This is a genomic window from Saccharospirillum alexandrii (genome assembly GCF_004000275.1).
Taxonomy (GTDB): domain Bacteria; phylum Pseudomonadota; class Gammaproteobacteria; order Pseudomonadales; family Natronospirillaceae; genus Saccharospirillum; species Saccharospirillum alexandrii.
In genome coordinates this window covers 129,424-146,199 of record NZ_RCIP01000003.1, presented here as the reverse complement: position 1 = coordinate 146,199, position 16,776 = coordinate 129,424, and the positions used below count along the sequence as shown (strand labels likewise).

Below are 16,776 nucleotides of genomic sequence, written 5' to 3'. Positions count from 1 at the left end.
GTTAATCATTGCACAACTGGACGGCCCCTGTGAAGAATCTTGCTGCTCAAACACTGATCGGGCTTAACCAAACTCGGAGGCATGAGTGGCTGTAAAGCCACTAACGCGGTTCTGGCAGTCGATTGGCGCTGTGATTCTGCTCATTTTGCTATTGGGAGTTACCTTTATGCTTTTCAGCTCACAGTTCGGCAGTCGTCCGAGTGACGACGATCGACACCGATTTAAACAATCCAAGTATTACAACGGTTCAGCGTTCGTCAACTTGAGCCCGCCGGCACCGAAAGACCCCGACGTCGGTGGATGGAAAGCGGTCTGGCAGTTTTTGCGTGGCACACCGAACCGTAGGCCCGACAAAGGGGCGGTAGCAGCCATCCCCATTCAACCAGAAGCGTTGGCGCCGGTTGAGGGTCCTCAGCTTTACTGGTTCGGGCATTCGTCTTTTTTGTTGCAGTGGCATCAGCGCAATTTTCTGTTTGACCCGGTCTTTGCCGATGTCGCGGCGCCCCACCCCTGGTTAGGCTCTAAACGGTACAGCGGGCAGTTGCCCATTCAACCGGGCGATCTTCCTCACATCGATGCCGTGTTTATTTCACACGATCACTACGACCATCTGGATCTGACCGCTATACGGCAACTAGCCGGGAAAACCGAACGTTTTTACGTCCCCCTTGGGGTAGGTACACACCTTCGTGGCTGGGGCATTGAACCCTCGCGTATTGTTGAGTTGGACTGGTGGGAGCCTACATCACTCAACGAACTGGCCATCACGCTGACACCGGCCCAGCATTTCAGTGGTCGTCGCCCTACCGGTCAGAACCAATCTTTGTGGGGTGGCTGGCACTTAAAAAGTGACGACTTCAGCCTGTTTTTCAGTGGTGACACCGGCTATAGCCCTCACTTTACAGAAATACGCCAACGCCTCGGGGCGGTCGACTTTGCCTTGCTGGAATGCGGGCAGTACAACCCGGCCTGGGCTGACATTCACATGATGCCCGAAGAAACTGTAAAAGCGGCGCGCGATCTTGAGGCCGGGGTAATGATGCCCGTGCATTGGGGAGCCTTCACGCTGTCGATTCATGCCTGGAATGAACCGGCGCAGCGCGTGGTCGCCGAGGCTCAGAAACAGAACCAGGCCATTGTGGTACCGCGCATTGGCGAACGACTCGATTTGATATCGCCACCGACGACGATACGCCCCTGGTGGGACGTACGGCAGCAATCCATTACAGCACAGGAAGCCCCAGGAGCCTCTGACTATGTTTGATCTCAACTCCGTACCATCGCAAGAAGGCCGAGTCGCTATCGTGACCGGCGCCAATGTCGGCTTAGGGTATTCGACGGCACTGGAACTGGCGAAAAATGGCGCCACGGTGGTTTTAGCGTGTCGCAACAAAGACAAAGCCGAAGCGGCCATCGCCTCGTTAAAAAATGACGTACCTGAAGCGAACTTAAGCTACCTGCTTCTCGACTTGAGCGACCTGTCCTCTGTAAGGGCTTTTGCTGACCGCTTTCTGAGTCAGTTTGATCGGCTCGACCTGCTGATCAACAACGCCGGTGTCATGGTGCCGCCCTACCAGAAAACCGTTGACGGTTTTGAGTTACAGATGGGGGCCAACTACTTTGGGCACTTCCTGTTGACCAGCCTGCTGTTGCCTTTGCTGGAAAAAACCGGAGACGCACGCATTGTTAACCTGAGTTCCATTGCCCATCGCAACGGCAAGATTCATTTCGACGATCTTCATTTCGAAAAACGCTATTCCAAGATGGAAGCCTATGGCCAATCAAAGCTGGCCATGTTGATGTTCACCTATGAACTGGATAAACATCTCAAAGACCGCGGGTACTCGACGCTGGCCGTTGCAGCGCATCCGGGTGTTGCCAATACCGCGTTAAGCCGTTATTTACCCAAACCGCTCATCGTCATACTGACCCCCGTGGCCGGCTTCCTGTTGTCCTCACCGGAAGAAGGCGCACTGCCTCAATTGTATGCGGCGCTCGGCGAGGATATTCACAGTGGCGATTACATAGGACCCAACGGCTTTAATGAAATGCGCGGCAAGCAACCGGTTAAAGTACAGCCCCGGCCTCACGCATTGGACGCAGACGTCAGCAAGCGACTGTGGGATGTGTCGTTAAAACTGATCGGGGCGAAGTATTTCGCCTGATGGTGTTGATCGCTTATTGCTCTTGATGCGCCTACCGTGACACCCACGTTAGGCGGCTTCTTAGCTCTTCATGAATTTTTCAAGTTTTGGTTTAATCGTCATCGACATGACCACGGCGAGTACCAGGCCAATGGGCAGTGCGGCGGCAAAACCGGCGAGCCAGGCCGAAAGAAATTCGCCAGAGTCTGCAAAACCGATGTTATTGGCCGCAGTGGTAAGCGCCATTACCGATTCCATCACGACCGCCATAACCAGACCGACGACAAAATTTTGTGTTTTTTCACCTTGCTTAGGCAGCAGCCAAGAAACAATCTTGCTGATGAGCATCATGAATACAAAACCCGATGGCATCATCACAACAACGGCGGTTAAAAACGAAGTCAGCCAATCCATGTAAAACATACTGGAGTAACCAACATTCACATAGGTCATGACACCCGTAAGTGTGCCTCCCATCACAGTCATCATGGCCGCGATCACAAGGATCTTATAGATAAGAGGGGTTTTCTTGGCTGTCGTGTTGGTTGTTTCGAGTGATGCTTGTAACGTCACGGCTAGGTCTCCAGTTGAATTCGCGAGCAATTAAGTTGATAATATCAATCATATCTCATTGGTTGACAAAATCAACCGAATTTTATTGGATTCTGTCACATGCCAGACACTAGACTTTTGGAAAGCAGCTTTCGGATAGCACATACCCTAAAGCGCCAGCTGCATCATCACATTGAAGCGCTCGATTTAGACATTGTGCCCATGCATATCCATGTTATGAAAATCATCGAGCAAAGATCACCCTGCACGGCACAGGGCATTGCCCAATTCCTGGAGCGTGATAAAGCACAGGTCACCCGCTTACTAAATACGCTGATTGACCTTAAGTTGATTGAGAAAACCCCGAGTCCAACAGACAAGCGCAGTCAATTGCTGGCTTTTACCGAGAAAGGAAACCGGGTCATGCGACAGATCGATGAAGTCGATGAAGCCATCATTGAAAAAATGACGCGCGACTTGAGTGCTGAAGATCTTGAAAGTTTTTATCGGGTGGCGTCTCACATGTCCGATAATTTATGCGACGATGATGGGCCAGAAGGTTGACATACTGAGAGTATTGATAAAATGACTGTCGAGATAGCCACATTAGACGGCTATCAAGATTTTTCTTGCTAGGGTTTTTTTGTTAATGAACTAGGGTGGGTGCCCCGACAACGAAGCCTAATCTGTCGTTCCGGCCGACCACCTTCGGCGGCTGAACTCTTATGTTAGGTATCAGGTGGTAGTGGTTCAATGATACCGGACATCAAAATAGGTGGTAATGTTACCACTTAGACGAGGTGTTCGATGACACTCAAAATGTCAGCGATCGCTTCGCTCGAGCGGTTAATGTCTTGCATCGCCTGTTCAAGCTCATTGATTTCAGCGGAAGCCATCTACACCTTTGATGTCAACAGTGTCTACACGGAAATTTTTTCCCACTGGTTTAAAGAAGTATCCAGAGCCCCACACCCGCCAGTAGAGTCCCAAAAAAGGCGTTTAATGTTTTTGCTTGGCTGTCGGAGCGAAAGCGTCGCGCCAGGGTGTCACCCGCGATCGTCCATAGGGAAAATGCGAGAAGATTGTTAGCCGTAAAAATAGTGGCAATAAGGATGACTAACGGTAGCGACGACCCATTGGTATCAACAAGGAATTGGGTGAACATCAGCGAGATAATGACATAGGCTTTCGGGTTAAGAATCAGCAATATGAAACCATCCCGACATGTTGCTGATTTTGCGGTTTCAGTAGACTCGAGAACTCCGGCCCTGAGTAAATGCCAGGCAATCCAGAACACGTAGATAGACCCCGCCAGCTTAAGTACCTGAAATACATTCGGATAAAGTTCCAGCGCCGTATTGAATCCCAACCCAATGGCGACTGTGACCAACCAGGTTGCGACATGGTACCCAGCACTCAACGGCATCGTCGACCAAAAACCAAACCTTGCACCATTGGCGGCAAAGAACAGGTTGCCGGGGCCTGGGCTGTAGGCGAGTGGAAAAAGAAACAATACAAGCGAGGCGAGCGTGTGCATCATCTGCGGACCCTCTGGTGTCTCCAGGTGATTGATTACTGCTGTATCGGGGTAGGTTAATAACCCTGATGCTATTTACTCGCCATATTCGGAACTGGCACTGCACGCTTCGGGGCGAAATGTCTGCGCAAGTTGGTTTGGCACCGACAGGCTAGGGCGCCCATCTCATTGTTCCCGGTTGTTGGATTGTGAGCCCATAGGCTGTGCTTTGTTTCGGCTGGCGCTTACCCATCTACTTGCTGGTTGAAACCAGGCTTTTAAGGCCCTCGAGAGAGCATTGGTCAGTTCACAGAGGAGGCCCCACTCTTTGCCATACGCTTCCATGTAGCTGTCTTCTTCGCGCAGGGCCTGCGTTTTACGTGACATAGGAAAGGGTACGTCTCCGAACCCTCTGGAGCGCAGTTGTTCCGGTACCTGGTCTGTCTCTTGGTTGTCGATGTGCATGCCAGCCTCCTGTCTCAGCTGTTGAGTGTGGTGGGAGCAAATGCGTCTCCGTGTCGGGGTATCCAGTGATGAAAACGCCTGTAGTGTTGACTTGGAGTGAGATTACAAGACAATGATCTTTTATAATACGAAACAGAATGAACAGGTCTTTTCATGAATGAAATGGAAGTTGACTGGAATGATTTGCGTCTTTTTCTCGCGGTTGCCCGGGAAGGAGGGCTTTCTGCCGCAGCCAAAGCCACGGAACGCAGCCCGGCTACACTCGGCCGCCGAATGCATCAGCTTGAACAGGGGATGGGACGGGAGCTGTTCGTCAGACATGACCGCGGGTACGAACTGACGGGCGAAGGACGAAAACTACTGGAAGCTCTGGCTGACGTTGAATCGCGCATTGTCCGTATGACGGACGCTCCAGCCCCTGGTATTCGGCCGCTGGTGAAGGTCTCTGCTGGCACCTGGACAACACTGGCCCTGATTCAGCACCTCGACAGGCTGGTGGGCTCACCCCCGGACATTCGGCTGCGCTTTGTATCGGCGGAAAAAGTGCTGGATATCTCACACCGCGAAGTTGTCATCGGGTTTCGCAATCGCCGGCCCTCGGAAGACGCGCTTGTTTGTCGCAAGCTTGCACGAGTCGAGTTCGCACCCTACGCGGCAGAAGGGGCGCCGGAGCAGTGGATCAAGGTGCTTGCCGATACGCCCTCGGCTGATTGGTTGGGTCGCACTGTCGGCAGTGATGTGGTTTGTGAAGTTACTGCCCCGCGCAACAGTCTGGATCTGGCGCTTGTAGGCGGGGGTATTGCTCTGTTACCAACGTTCATTGGCGATGCTCAGCCCCAACTGAACCGGGTCAGCAGCCCAATACCCGAGCTGGCTCACGATCAATGGCTGGTCACTCATCAGCAAGATCGCCATTTACCGGAAGTTCGCAATGCGATCGATCGGCTATGCCGTGCTCTGGAACAGCCAACGCGTGTGCGTTAACCATGCGTGGGGGTGTTTGTATTGTTCGGGGATTTCTGGCGCTGGCGTTTGGCGCTCAGAAGGGTGGCCTATTTGGGCTCCTCTGGTAAAACAACCTTCCTTTGTCGCTCAGAGTCAGCTCTCTGGTGGTTCGTTTGACCAGCTTAACCCCCAGGCTATTCTTAAATCGTGTGAGGTTTTGCCCGAAGGCGGCCGCCGATATGCCGAGCGATTGAGCGACCGCTTATTCTGACACCCATGCTAGGTGCCTTCTCACACAGGCTTTGATCAGGAAGGCTTCCTGATCATGACAATGCCTATCCAGAGAAACCAGACGATGCCGGTAATACCGAACAGGTCTCTCAACACCGGCTCAGCGGAAAAAAGCGTGGCTACGCCGATCGCACCCTTTACCAGCGTAAACGCTGATAGGGGCTTTGAGAACAGGCCGTGGCGCCAGCTAATCGTGCCCAATAGCAACAGCCACACTCCGCCGATAAACTCGATGCCGCCGCCCAGGCTTTCCGTCAGCAGGGCTCTGGCATAGTAGATCACCTCTGCCGCAGCGGGATTCGAGGGGCTGTAGTTTGCCAATAGCTCATGAGAGCTGATGCCGATCATGCCCGTGCACAACAATACCACCACCCAGAAGTAGCCAAACAGCCTGGCCATTGCCATAACAGTCGGAGACACCTGCTGGTAAAGGCTGCCTATGACATACACGCAGAAACACAGCAGACACGCAAAAAGAACATAGCCCAGAACGTAGGTAAGGTTAAATAAGGCCTTATTTTCAATGAGGTAAGCGATCTTTTCGGCGGTTATCGCGTCTGCCGGTGTGCTCAATATGGCGCCATAGATGATGAATAGGGTGATATAACATAACGCCATGCCGATAAAGGCTGCGCCGGCAAGGGGTTTTAACGGACGCTGTGCCGTGTTCATTTCGTTGATAAGTGTATTCATCTCTTGGTTTCCTCAGTGTTTAACTCAAGTGGATAGAGCCATCTTGGGCCTTTCCGCCCCTGTAATCGTCTTTTCCAAGTGAGAAGGACACTGTTTTTGAGTCATTTCGAAGGCCTATCCTGCTCGCCAAGGAGAGTTGAGGCATCACAGATGCACTCAACTCTCATTTGGCTGTTATTGATACCAGGGATAGTAATGGTGTGACCTACCAGCGATACCCCAGGGAAACACCGAACGCTGTTGCATCAAGCGCAACCGATTCGCCGTAGAGCTCAACTTCTGCTGTGGCATAGCGAAGGTCAACGCCTGCTGTGAACTGGTCGGTCAGAAGGTAGTCGACACCGGCGTTCAGCCACAGCCCAGTGTCCATGTCTTCTTCCTCTGTGTCTCCCGACCCGTCATTGTTCACCTGTGCGGCATACGCAAAGTTAACGCCGCCACCAATGTAGGGACTGAACTTCGTTTGCAGGTCAATGTACTTTCTCAAGCCCAGCTGTGCCGCTGCGGAATAGGTGCCTTTTACCTGGCTCGTCGTACTGTCTTCGCTGCCCGAACCAAATAGGTCGACGGCAACGCGTATGCCATGAAAGCCGGTCTTGAAATCGGTCAGCACGCCGATCGAGCCATGGCCATCCTGTGCACTCCAGGCACTGGCATTGATCGTCTGGCCGCCAAAGTAGGCTTTGGTGTTGACGGTTGACTCATCAGCCTCGGCCACGGTTAGCAAGGCAGTCGATAAGGTGACAGCAACGGCAATAGACAGCTTAAAGGGGTGTTTCATTAGTGGTTTCTCCGGTTACGTTAAGAAGTAATCAGCGATGGAATAAAGGCGATCGGAAAACGTTTCGCCGGGAAACGGCTGTATCTGTCGTTACCGTGGATCGTTTCGTTGGCCATAAAGCCCATCTACTTTTTACAGTTTTCGTCAAAAGTTGAGGGTGCTATTATGGTTTTTCTGCCGCGGTCTTCGTCCTTTCCAAGTGAGAAGGACAGGTTTTTGATCAATTTCAAGGGAATGAAGGATGTTTATCGACGGGATAAGCGTGGGTATAGGGGTGTTGTTTCTATCACTGCTCTATCTGAATCCGGCCTATCACAAACCGAGTAAGCTCGTCGCTGGCGTCATTGTTATCATGAGTTGGCTGGTATCCGGCACACTCCTGCTGGAACAGGGAGGCCTATTTACGAGGCTGTATATCGCCTCAATCCCCGTCGTCTTTTTTCTACTGCTACCGATGATCTATTGGTATCAGCAGCTTATGACCGCCTATGGCACTCAACCACAACCCGAGAAACGAACCCTCCATTGGATACCCGTTGGGCTGGCTGGCCTGCTCAGCCTGTCCATTGGCCTAATGCCGAGCGAAGACTTCAACAACATGTTCTTTAACGACCCGGAGCAGCTTTCGGTCTGGGTGGGCATTAATGCCGCAGGGTTTGCCTTTCTTTTGGTCGGGTGGACGATCCTGAGCGTTCTCTACCTTGGTAGAATCGTGATCAATACCAAGGCGTATCATCAACGGTTGAATACCGAGTTTGCGGACCATGAAGGGAAGCGGCTGGACTGGCTTGTCGGCTTTGTCGCTCTGCTGGTGGTCACCTGGCTTTATGCACTCATTGTTTTGGGGGCATCTTCCGACACATCGATGCCGTTTGTTAGTGAAACCGTGCTTTCAATAATGGTCCTTCTGCTTATTTGGATGTTTTGCCTGCAGACTTTGAACAGAAGACCTGTTTTTGCCCATATTGAACCGGACCCGGACCAAGAGCCCGGATCGGAACCCGAATTGGACCCTGGTTCAGACCCCGAGTCAGCAGACGTTTCTGAGCAAAAATACGCTAATTCCTCGATTGATGATGAACGATTAAAACGCATTGCGGATAAGGTTGAGCGGAAAATGATGGAAGAGAAATCCTATTTGAACCCCGATATCGATGCCTCAACGCTCGCGTCTGAACTTGGCATTTCCGGTCATTACCTATCACAAGTGTTGAGCCGGGAAATGCAGACGACCTTTTACAGTTACATTAATGACGCTCGTGTTGAGGCGGCGAAAGAAGCGCTGAAAACCAGTGAACAGACTGTTTTGGAAGTCGCATTATCCGTCGGATACAATACCCGTTCATCGTTTTACAATGCGTTTAAGAAGAGAACAGGCATGACGCCAAGTAAGTACAAGATGTCTGCCGCTTCAGCTGAGCCGATTCATTAGCCGGCTATGCAAAAGCGGTTGCAGCAACCGGCCTATGGAGGGCTGAACCATGAACTTCGTGACGACCTTTGCGGTGGTTGCAGCCTTGCTGGGGTCCGCATTAATGGGAGGCGTTTTCTTTGCTTTTTCAAACTTCGTGATGAAAGCACTGGGTAGACTGCCTGTTCCGGACGGCATCGCAGCAATGCAGTCGATTAACGTTGTGGTTATCAACCCGGTTTTCCTGGGCACGTTCGTGGGTACTGCTGTGATCTCTGCGTTGGTCGCTGTGCTTGCAGTGGCAGGGTGGGGAGCATCGTCGGCGCCTTACATGCTGTTGGGTTCCCTGTTCTACCTGGGCGGAACCTTCCTGGTGACAGGGCTTGGTAATGTGCCGTTGAACCATAGGCTGGCGGCAGTATCCCAAACCGATCCGGCCGCACAGGCGTTGTGGCATTACTACCTGGATCGATGGACAATGCTTAACACACTGCGAACCATTTCAGCGTTGCTCGCGGCGCTGATGTTTATCGTTGGCCTATTGCAGTCAGGAAACACGTTATGATTCAGCTGGCTGCCTGGACGTATGGTTCACTCATTGCCGTGGTCATTGTCTTTCAAGTATGCCTGATGGCAGGTGCACCCTGGGGCAAGCTGACGCAAGGGGGGCGTGTTCAAGGTGCACTGCCGGTTAAAGGCCGACTGGTGGCAGGTTTTTCTGTTCTGTTACTGGCGGGCATGGCTGGGGGCATCCTGTCTGCAGCGGCAATGCCGCCGAACTGGCCGGAATGGGTAGGCTGGGTGGCACTGTTGGTACAGGCACTCTGTACGCTTTTAAACTGGATCACACCATCCCGAAGTGAACGACTTTTATGGGGCCCGGTTACCACTGTCATGTTTGGGCTGGCCGCTTACGTCCTTTTAGGCAAGGTACCCACGCTGGGTTCTTAGGATGGAGGCTACTGGGTCAAGTCTTAAGGTGGGTGTCACAGTTAGGAAGTAGATAGCTTTCACTAATAGTTTGGGGTGAGTGTCCAGGCGTCCATGCAGTCACAGCCCCTCGGGGCTCACTGGGGCGCGTTGGCTTTCAGCACCTCCAGCGGTACGATCGATAACGCACTTCGGTGAGTGGCTTCCAGATTCACCATCGGCGCACAGCCCTCGTCGTGGGCCTGCAGGAAGCGACTGGCGCAAAGGCACCACTGGTCGCCCGGTTTCAGCCCGATCCTGTCGTCAGCACTGTTGAGACACCCACCCTGGAAGGCCATCAAGAACTAGCTTTCGATAGGTTGTATTAATACTAGTGGGGTGGGTGTCTTGGTAATTTCTATCAAGGTTGCTTGCCGGGGCATCCGGGCCCCGGTTGTTAGACCGTCAACCAATGTCGACGGCTGTGCCGGCCACTACAATTCCGCCCTCGGCCGGAACCGAGATCTGCAACTGACTCGGCCTGCCCATGGCCTCGCCCTGGCGAATCAGGAACTGTGCTGGCACGTCAATTAACCCGGCATCGCGCAAGTAACCCCCTAATGCAGCGGCAGCAGCGCCCGTGGCCGGATCTTCAACCACCCCACCCACCGGAAAGGGGTTGCGCGAGTGAAATAGGTCATCACGCTCGCGGCAGATCAGCTGTAAGGTAGTGAGCCCTTCACGCAGCATCAGTGTTTTCAGGGATTCAAAGTCATAGCTCAGCTGATTAAGCCTTGTCTGTGACTTTACCGCGAGTACCAGGTGCCATGCACCACCATAGGCAACGGCCGGTTTGATGGAAGAGTCCAGGTCTTCGGGACGCCAGTTCAGAAGTGCCAGTACCTCGCCTACCAGTTCTGCAGACGCGAGCTTGTGGGCAGTTTCAACGGAAGTTAGTGCGGCTTGTAGCTGGTTGTCTGCCGATTTCACCTGAACCATCACGGGGCCTACCGTTGTATCCAGCGTGTAGTGGCCCACTCCCGTGGTACGGCCGAGCACGATCGCCCCGGCGATGGTTGCGTGGCCGCAGAAGCTGACTTCGGCTAACGGGCTGAAGTAGCGGATCGTTCGGTTGTGCCCCTGGGACGGCGCGATAAAAGCCGTTTCCGAGTAGCCGACCTCGGCGGCAATGTGCTGCATGGTGGCGGCGTCGGGTAGCGTTTCCCCTATCCAAACGCCAGCGGGGTTGCCGCCATTCGGGTCGGTTGTGAACGCGGTTAGGCGGAAGAGCTGATCATTCATCGTGTCTGAGTCCTGTGTATTGAAGGGGCATAGCCGTCAGTCTGCCATTAGAATAATTTATGGAAACTGCTTTATCGTAGCCCATAGGGATACTAGGATTTATCCATGAACCCAGTCACCTTTCCTCCGTTAAATACGCTTCGAGCGTTTGCGTCCGCTGCGGGGTCAGGCAGCTTTGCCGCTGCTGCAGGGGAATTGAACCTCACGTCTGCCACAATCAGCCATCGAATTAAGGCGCTGGAGGGCAGATCGATGTGCCTCTGTTTGTGCGCCTGCCACGGGGCGTTCAGTTAACACCCGAAGGCCAGCTGTACTGTGAGCGTCTGGCCAGTGTGTTCACCCAGATCGAGCAAGCCACGCGAGACTTGAAGCAGCCTAGTGTAAAGGACCCGCTGGTGTTATCGGCTCCCCACTCGTTCATTCAATACTGGCTGGCGCCCCGCCTAAGTCGGTTGTATGCCCGACACCCGGGTTTGCAGTTAAGGTGTCGCGCAAACTACAGCGCTCTTGAGACACCCACATCAGGCGGCTATCAGAGACCAGATACGGATAGTTCTCATTGAATAGCCTGCGTGGGTGTCAGGGTGGCTCTCTTAAACCTTGAACCGGCTTACCAATTCATTCAATTCCCGTGAAATACGGTTCAGGTCTTCCGCATTTTCGGAGGTTGCCTGCATGGCCTGGCTGGTCTCATCGACCATCATTGATACCTGTTCGACCTTCTCTGCGATGGCGGTACTCGCCAAACTCTGTTCGCGTGTGGCGTTTGCCACCTCCCGGACGCGCTCAAGAGCACTGTCAGCACCCTGCCTTAATTGCTCAAGCAACTCAGCCGCTTCCCGGGTTGACTGTGAACCTGATTCCACCTGAGGCAGTGCAGCGTCAATCGTTACGACAACCTCTTTGGTATCGGCCTGAATTCCGGCGATCATCTCATCGATTTCAGTGGTCGCAGTCTGAGTACGCCCAGCCAGAGTGCGTACTTCCGACGCTACCACGGCGAAGCCACGGCCCTGATCACCGGCACGTGCTGCTTCTATCGCCGCGTTTAACGCAAGCAGGTTTGTCTGATCCGCAATTTCTTTGATCGAGGAGGCAATGGTGGAAATCTGCTCTGCTCGTTGGTTGAGTGCCTTTACCCTGGATGAGGCATCGGTGATCACCTCGGCAAGCCGGGAAATCTGCGAGTTGGCTTCACTGACTTTCGCCACTCCCTGACCAGCCAGGTCGGCAGAGGCGAGTGAATCCTGTTCGGTTTGTTTAGCGCTGTCCGAGATGTGGCTGATACTGACCGTCATTTCCTCGACGGCAGCAGCCATGGAAGCAGTGGCTTCAGCTTGCTCATTGGAAGCTTTGGCAACATCCGCCGCAGCGCTGTTAATACCATTAGCGCTGCTATTGAGTTGCTGCGACTCGGTGCGGATCTCAGCAACGATGGTTTGCAATGATTTCACCATGGTACCAAGACTGGCCAACATACTGCCTTTGGGGGCATTTCGTACATTCACCTGCAGATCGCCGTTGGCTGCGCGATTCATCAGTTCAATGGCCTCACCAGGCTCACCACCGACCTGGCGCAGTACTCCACGAGCCAGCCATATCCCGATCGCGGCTATCGTCAGAAGGATAACAATTGATGTGACCACTTCTCTCAAAACGCTCGATCGAACTTCTGTGGCCAGGTCATCCATGTAGATGCCGGTACCAATGAACCAATTCCAGGGGGTGAACTGTTTGACATACTGCAATTTGGGGACTGTCTCAGTCTCCCCTGGCCGGGGAACAGAGGTCTCTACGAAGGCCCCATTAGGCTGAGTCTTAAGGGCTGAGACCATATTCCTTATGGTGTACCGACCCTGCCCATCCTGGATCGCATCAATCACTTCTTGACCAATCAGATCTGAGTTCAAGTGAGCGACACCCACGCCATCCATAGTAAAGGCGTAGGTGTATTCGGAACGACCATCACGGCCGCCGTATCGGCCGGCCAGTAACGTGTCAACGGCACGTTGCTGAGCATCTTCGCGGCTTAACGTACCTTGTCTTTCCTGGGCATGGTAATAGGACAGGATGCTATGGTTCGCCTCAATGATTGACCTGATGAGCTCCTGTCGGCCTTGCTGCAGGTCACGTTGAATTGACAGGGCAGACAATGCCGTCAGGATCACGATACCAAACACTGCAGACAGAACCAGCAGAGTAATTCGGGTTTTCAGTTTCAGGCTGTTCAAGAGGCCTCCGCAGAGTCGGTTTTTTCGGGCGCGCACTATAATCGGGCACAAAACGAAAATATAGATAATTATTGTAAAGCGGGACTTAACCCCATACCTGCTAAAAGACACCCTCCGCATGGGCTCCTTTGCGACCCATGGGGAGCGCTCTTGAGACACCCACGTTAGGCGGCCGTTCACATTTGATGGCGACTAAAAACTGACTACTGATACCGTGTATTACTACTGCGGGGTGGGTGTCTCAGTTGCTGGTCGCTGCTGGGTTCATCAAATCAGATACCCAATCAATGAACACGCGCAGTGTGGCGCTGATATACCGGTTTTGTGGAAAGGCGACGTACAGCGGCATCGGGTCAAGCTGCCAGTCTTCGAACAGGGGTATCAGTTCATTTCTGGTTACTGCCTCATCCGCCATGTAGACCGGAAGTGAGAGTACCCCGAGGCCCGCCATGCCTGCAGCCAGATGGGCGTTGCCATCGTCGACGGAAATTCGGTTCCGGCCTTGCACCGTAATGGACTGACCGTTCTGTTTTAATACATAGGGCAGTGCCTTACCAATCCGTTCCCAGGTGAAGCCGACAACGCAATGATGCGGCCCTGCCAGCTCGCTCGGGTGCGCGGGCGTGCCGAATTGCTCCAGATACCCGGGGAGGCATACAGGCCGAACGGCAAACTCCCTACACGGCGTGCCACCAGTGAAAGATCAGTCAATTCCCCGCCACGCACCACGCAGTCCACGCCCTCTCCAACGATGTCCACAACCCGGTCGCTGACACCCAGGTCCAGCTGTATGTCGGGGTACTGTGCGTAGAACGAAGGCAGGGCGGGCATCAGAATAAAACGAGCCAGTGGGCTGGGTACATCCACGCGCAGTCGCCCGCGGGGAGTGGTCATGACGCTGGACAAACTGGTTTCTGCATCGTCCATATCGGCCAATAGCTTCACCGCCCGTTCGTAATAGGCCGCACCGTCAGCGGTTACATTGACTTTACGGGTGGTGCGATTGAGCAGCTTGACCCGCAAATGTGCCTCCAGCTGCTGAACCAGTTGCGTAACGCTGGTTTTGTTCATGTGGAGTGTGTCAGCGGCCTTGGTAAAGCTGCCTGTTTCCACCACTCGAACGAACGCCTGCATGGCGTTGAAACGGTCCATGGTTACTCCGGCTCGATTTGATTGTTTGGATTATACAAACAATGTTGACGGTTATGGCCAGTTTATCGGCCCGGAAAGCCGCTTTACAGTGGCCCCACACTAACCAGCAATGATGGAGTTACCCATGAACAAACGTGACGTCGTTTTCCCGACCGGCCGCCAGGCACTTTACGAACAAAACCGCTACTCACCGGCAATCCGTTCCAACGGGCTCTTATTTGTGTCCGGGCAGGTAGGCAGCCGCGAGGATGGCTCACCGGAACCCGACCTGGAAAAACAGGTACAACGGGCGTTCGATAATCTGAACAGCATTCTCAGGGCGGCGGGCTGCACCTTTGACGATGTGATCGACACCACTCTGTTTGTTGTCGACCCTGAGTCGGTGTTTGGCCCTGTGATGAAGGTAGTGCATGAAAACTGGGGCGAGGCGCCCTACCCAACACTGACCGGAATTGGGGTTACTTGGTTGTTTGGCTTTCAGTTTGAAATCAAGGTGATCGCAAAACTGCCTGAAAATGTGTCTTAGCCCGGAGAGTCGGAACCGCGTGGCTGTCATTGGGATATCCCCTGTACTTCCGCACTAGGGCGCCACGCTAACCGCCCTGATTTCTCCGTCCATTGTGAACGGGACTACCAGGGTGGAGCCAGCACCGCCGATATCCGCCAACCCCATTGTCCAATGGGCCAGCACGGTTCGGCGTCCCTCGTCCCCGATACGCATGAGCGTGCCCGACATCCAATCGCTGACGACATAGCCTGAATCGACTCTAACCAGACCGTCTAGATTGCCCAGGGACTCTCCGCCGTCAATTTCGGTGATGGTGTAAGTGGTCAAGTCAATTCTCAGCAGGCTACCGGGCTGGGCGGTACTGAAATCGGCGTTGATCGGTGTACCCCAGGCGGCCACGATCAGAGCGCCGTCATGGATCGTTAATCCATTCGGGTGCATCAGCCGGTCGTCTCTTATCCAGGCGACGAATTCACCCCCTTGTAAACGGTATAGGGCGTTGCCGACCATATCCGATACATAGAGGGTTCCGTTGCCGTTAGCGACGACATCGTTCAGCAGTAATGCCTCCGGCGCAGTGAAATCGCGCACCCACCGGCCAGTGTTCAATTCGATTTTCACAAGACGGTCGATGTCTGCCACGTACAGATACCCGTCATGGATCGCCATGCCTTTGGGTGCATTCAAGCCAGTTACCCATCGTTGCTCGGTCAAGCGGCCGTCAGTTGTCAGGCGAGACAGATAACCCTGACCGTTTTTTTCGTCTGGGTCCCCGTTGATATTGGAGACATAAACGTAGGACCGTTCAGGGTCCATCAGGGCAGATTCCGGTTGATCGAAACCGTTTACTGTCCAAAGTGTGGTGGGGGTATCAGTCGCCAGGGATGTCTGACTCAGAACTGACGTTAACCATAAACCGAGCAGGATGCGTTTCATGTGTGGCTCCTCTTTGTGCGATGGGAACATAGCTCAGCTTAAAGTGGATTTTGTAATTTGATACTCGAAGGTTGGTGCGTATCGTAATTGGATACCTATCGTGGGGAGAGAGTATCGCACTATGTCTGACCAACTGTTTTCTCGCTTGAAAGCCATCCTGCGCACCCGGGAGATGACTTATGCCGATGTGGCCGAGCGCATGGGGGTCTCGGAGGTCACCATTAAGCGGATTTTCGCCGACAAAGACTGCAAACTGAGCCGCCTTTCTGCCCTTTGCCGGGCGGTGGGGGTGGATTTGCACGAATTGATCGAGGTTGAGAGCCAGGCGATCCCGGTATCGACGCCGTTGCAACCGGAGCAGTCACGGGCTCTGGCAAAAGACCGGTCATTGCTCGGTGTGTTCATGATGCTGGTGAGCCGATACCAGCCCGAGCAACTGCAACAAGTCTCGGGTCTAACCGAGCCCGGTTTGTATCACTATTTGCGACGGCTGGAAACACTGGAGCTGATTGACCTAAACCCGGTCAGCGGGGACGTTTCGTTGCGTGTGGAGACCCCTGTCGATTTTGTCGGGGACAAGCATCTTGCTCGCGTCATCCGTGAGGTTAACGAGTCGTTTCTGGGTTGGGTGTTCGACCATAAACACCGCCCGGACTATGCGTTTGAAACATTGGGACGGCATTTGACCCGTGAAAGTGCCCAGATCATCATGCACGACTTGGAAGAGATCGTTGAGCGTATGCAACGATTGGCGCTTCGCGATAGTTTGATGGCGCCGAAGGAGCACCGTCGGGGCTACAAACTCACTGCGGGGTTCGGGCTGGCTCCTTTTGATCGATTGTTTACTATCGAGGAACCTGCAGAAATATCCGTGGGGCTATAAAGTGGGTGTCTTGGTTTGGTCCTGATTGGCGGATCCAGCTCGCTGCGAATAAGGGTT

General features: G+C 53.6%; 19 protein-coding genes and 2 pseudogenes. 10 read left to right on the top strand and 11 right to left on the bottom strand.

Annotated features, from left to right (window positions below; genetic code table 11):
* Positions 1–166 precede the first annotated feature (166 nt).
* A complete protein-coding gene (locus tag EP166_RS14320; protein ID WP_127558267.1) occupies positions 167–1,264 on the top strand; it encodes an MBL fold metallo-hydrolase in 1,098 nt (365 codons plus the stop codon).
* The gene (locus tag EP166_RS14315; protein WP_127558265.1) at positions 1,257–2,165 is read left to right on the top strand and encodes an oxidoreductase; all 909 of its coding nucleotides are present in this window, start codon (positions 1,257–1,259) and stop codon (positions 2,163–2,165) included. Before EP166_RS14320 ends, EP166_RS14315 begins: the two co-directional genes overlap by 8 nt.
* A gap of 60 nt (positions 2,166–2,225) precedes the next feature.
* Here EP166_RS14315 and EP166_RS14310 read toward each other — a convergent pair whose 3' ends face one another.
* Entirely contained in the window at positions 2,226–2,717 is a 492-nt protein-coding gene (locus tag EP166_RS14310) for a DUF2798 domain-containing protein (protein ID WP_127558263.1), read from the bottom strand.
* A gap of 99 nt (positions 2,718–2,816) precedes the next feature.
* Between EP166_RS14310 and EP166_RS14305 the strand changes: the two genes are divergently transcribed.
* On the top strand, positions 2,817–3,260 hold the full coding sequence (locus tag EP166_RS14305) for a MarR family winged helix-turn-helix transcriptional regulator (protein WP_127558261.1): 444 nt from the start codon (positions 2,817–2,819) through the stop codon (positions 3,258–3,260).
* Positions 3,261–3,642: 382 nt separating this feature from the next.
* Here EP166_RS14305 and EP166_RS14300 read toward each other — a convergent pair whose 3' ends face one another.
* Positions 3,643–4,236 (bottom strand): LysE family translocator, encoded by a 594-nt coding sequence (locus EP166_RS14300; protein ID WP_127558259.1) that lies wholly within the window; start codon positions 4,234–4,236, stop codon positions 3,643–3,645.
* A 162-nt stretch (positions 4,237–4,398) separates the two neighbouring features.
* A complete protein-coding gene (locus EP166_RS14295) occupies positions 4,399–4,677 on the bottom strand; it encodes a hypothetical protein (protein ID WP_127558257.1) in 279 nt (92 codons plus the stop codon).
* A gap of 153 nt (positions 4,678–4,830) precedes the next feature.
* Between EP166_RS14295 and EP166_RS14290 the strand changes: the two genes are divergently transcribed.
* Positions 4,831–5,661 (top strand): LysR family transcriptional regulator, encoded by an 831-nt coding sequence (locus EP166_RS14290; RefSeq protein WP_127558255.1) that lies wholly within the window; start codon positions 4,831–4,833, stop codon positions 5,659–5,661.
* A gap of 55 nt (positions 5,662–5,716) precedes the next feature.
* Here EP166_RS14290 and EP166_RS21765 read toward each other — a convergent pair.
* The 3 genes and pseudogenes from EP166_RS21765 to EP166_RS14275 all read right to left on the bottom strand — a co-directional run.
* Positions 5,717–5,869, bottom strand: a pseudogene (locus EP166_RS21765) (LysR family transcriptional regulator); the annotation flags it as partial.
* A 59-nt stretch (positions 5,870–5,928) separates the two neighbouring features.
* Positions 5,929–6,606, bottom strand: coding sequence for a DUF4386 family protein (locus EP166_RS14280; RefSeq protein WP_127558253.1), 678 nt, complete (start codon positions 6,604–6,606; stop codon positions 5,929–5,931).
* Positions 6,607–6,811: 205 nt separating this feature from the next.
* Positions 6,812–7,387 carry an OmpW family outer membrane protein gene (locus EP166_RS14275; RefSeq protein WP_127558251.1) on the bottom strand — a complete coding sequence of 192 codons (576 nt, stop codon included), beginning with the start codon at positions 7,385–7,387 and terminating at the stop codon, positions 6,812–6,814.
* A 241-nt stretch (positions 7,388–7,628) separates the two neighbouring features.
* Here EP166_RS14275 and EP166_RS14270 point away from each other — a divergent pair, with 241 nt between their 5' ends.
* Genes EP166_RS14270 through EP166_RS14260 form a run of 3 tightly spaced genes read left to right on the top strand, consistent with a single transcriptional unit; the run spans position 7,629 to position 9,749 of the window.
* A complete protein-coding gene (locus tag EP166_RS14270; RefSeq protein ID WP_127558248.1) occupies positions 7,629–8,819 on the top strand; it encodes a helix-turn-helix transcriptional regulator in 1,191 nt (396 codons plus the stop codon).
* Positions 8,820–8,868: 49 nt separating this feature from the next.
* Positions 8,869–9,363, top strand: a complete 495-nt coding sequence (locus EP166_RS14265) for an anthrone oxygenase family protein (RefSeq protein WP_127558246.1) — start codon at positions 8,869–8,871, stop codon at positions 9,361–9,363.
* On the top strand, positions 9,360–9,749 hold the full coding sequence (locus EP166_RS14260; RefSeq protein ID WP_127558244.1) for a hypothetical protein: 390 nt from the start codon (positions 9,360–9,362) through the stop codon (positions 9,747–9,749). Before EP166_RS14265 ends, EP166_RS14260 begins: the two co-directional genes overlap by 4 nt.
* A 116-nt stretch (positions 9,750–9,865) precedes the next feature.
* On the opposite strand, the gene EP166_RS14255 is transcribed toward EP166_RS14260, so the two are convergent.
* Both EP166_RS14255 and EP166_RS14250 read right to left on the bottom strand, forming a co-directional pair.
* The gene (locus EP166_RS14255) at positions 9,866–10,066 is read right to left on the bottom strand and encodes a DUF2237 family protein (RefSeq protein ID WP_220432591.1); all 201 of its coding nucleotides are present in this window, start codon (positions 10,064–10,066) and stop codon (positions 9,866–9,868) included.
* Positions 10,067–10,172: 106 nt separating this feature from the next.
* On the bottom strand, positions 10,173–11,009 hold the full coding sequence (locus tag EP166_RS14250) for a PhzF family phenazine biosynthesis protein (protein WP_127558242.1): 837 nt from the start codon (positions 11,007–11,009) through the stop codon (positions 10,173–10,175).
* Positions 11,010–11,114: 105 nt separating this feature from the next.
* Between EP166_RS14250 and EP166_RS21760 the strand changes: the two genes are divergently transcribed.
* Positions 11,115–11,303 carry a LysR family transcriptional regulator gene (locus tag EP166_RS21760; protein WP_127558240.1) on the top strand — a complete coding sequence of 63 codons (189 nt, stop codon included), beginning with the start codon at positions 11,115–11,117 and terminating at the stop codon, positions 11,301–11,303.
* Positions 11,304–11,602: 299 nt separating this feature from the next.
* On the opposite strand, the gene EP166_RS14235 is transcribed toward EP166_RS21760, so the two are convergent.
* Complete coding sequence (locus EP166_RS14235) at positions 11,603–13,240, bottom strand: methyl-accepting chemotaxis protein (RefSeq protein ID WP_220432590.1); 1,638 nt, start codon at positions 13,238–13,240, stop codon at positions 11,603–11,605.
* A 241-nt stretch (positions 13,241–13,481) separates the two neighbouring features.
* Positions 13,482–14,374: pseudogene (locus EP166_RS14230) on the bottom strand (LysR family transcriptional regulator).
* Positions 14,375–14,516: 142 nt separating this feature from the next.
* On the opposite strand from EP166_RS14230, the gene EP166_RS14225 reads away from it, so the two are divergent.
* A complete protein-coding gene (locus EP166_RS14225) occupies positions 14,517–14,918 on the top strand; it encodes a RidA family protein (protein WP_127558238.1) in 402 nt (133 codons plus the stop codon).
* 54 nt (positions 14,919–14,972) lie between these two features.
* Here the strand turns inward: EP166_RS14225 and EP166_RS14220 are convergent, their stop codons facing one another.
* The gene (locus EP166_RS14220; RefSeq protein ID WP_127558237.1) at positions 14,973–15,836 is read right to left on the bottom strand and encodes an SMP-30/gluconolactonase/LRE family protein; all 864 of its coding nucleotides are present in this window, start codon (positions 15,834–15,836) and stop codon (positions 14,973–14,975) included.
* Positions 15,837–15,957: 121 nt separating this feature from the next.
* Here EP166_RS14220 and EP166_RS14215 point away from each other — a divergent pair, with 121 nt between their 5' ends.
* Positions 15,958–16,719 (top strand): helix-turn-helix domain-containing protein, encoded by a 762-nt coding sequence (locus tag EP166_RS14215; protein ID WP_127558235.1) that lies wholly within the window; start codon positions 15,958–15,960, stop codon positions 16,717–16,719.
* Positions 16,720–16,776 lie beyond the last annotated feature (57 nt).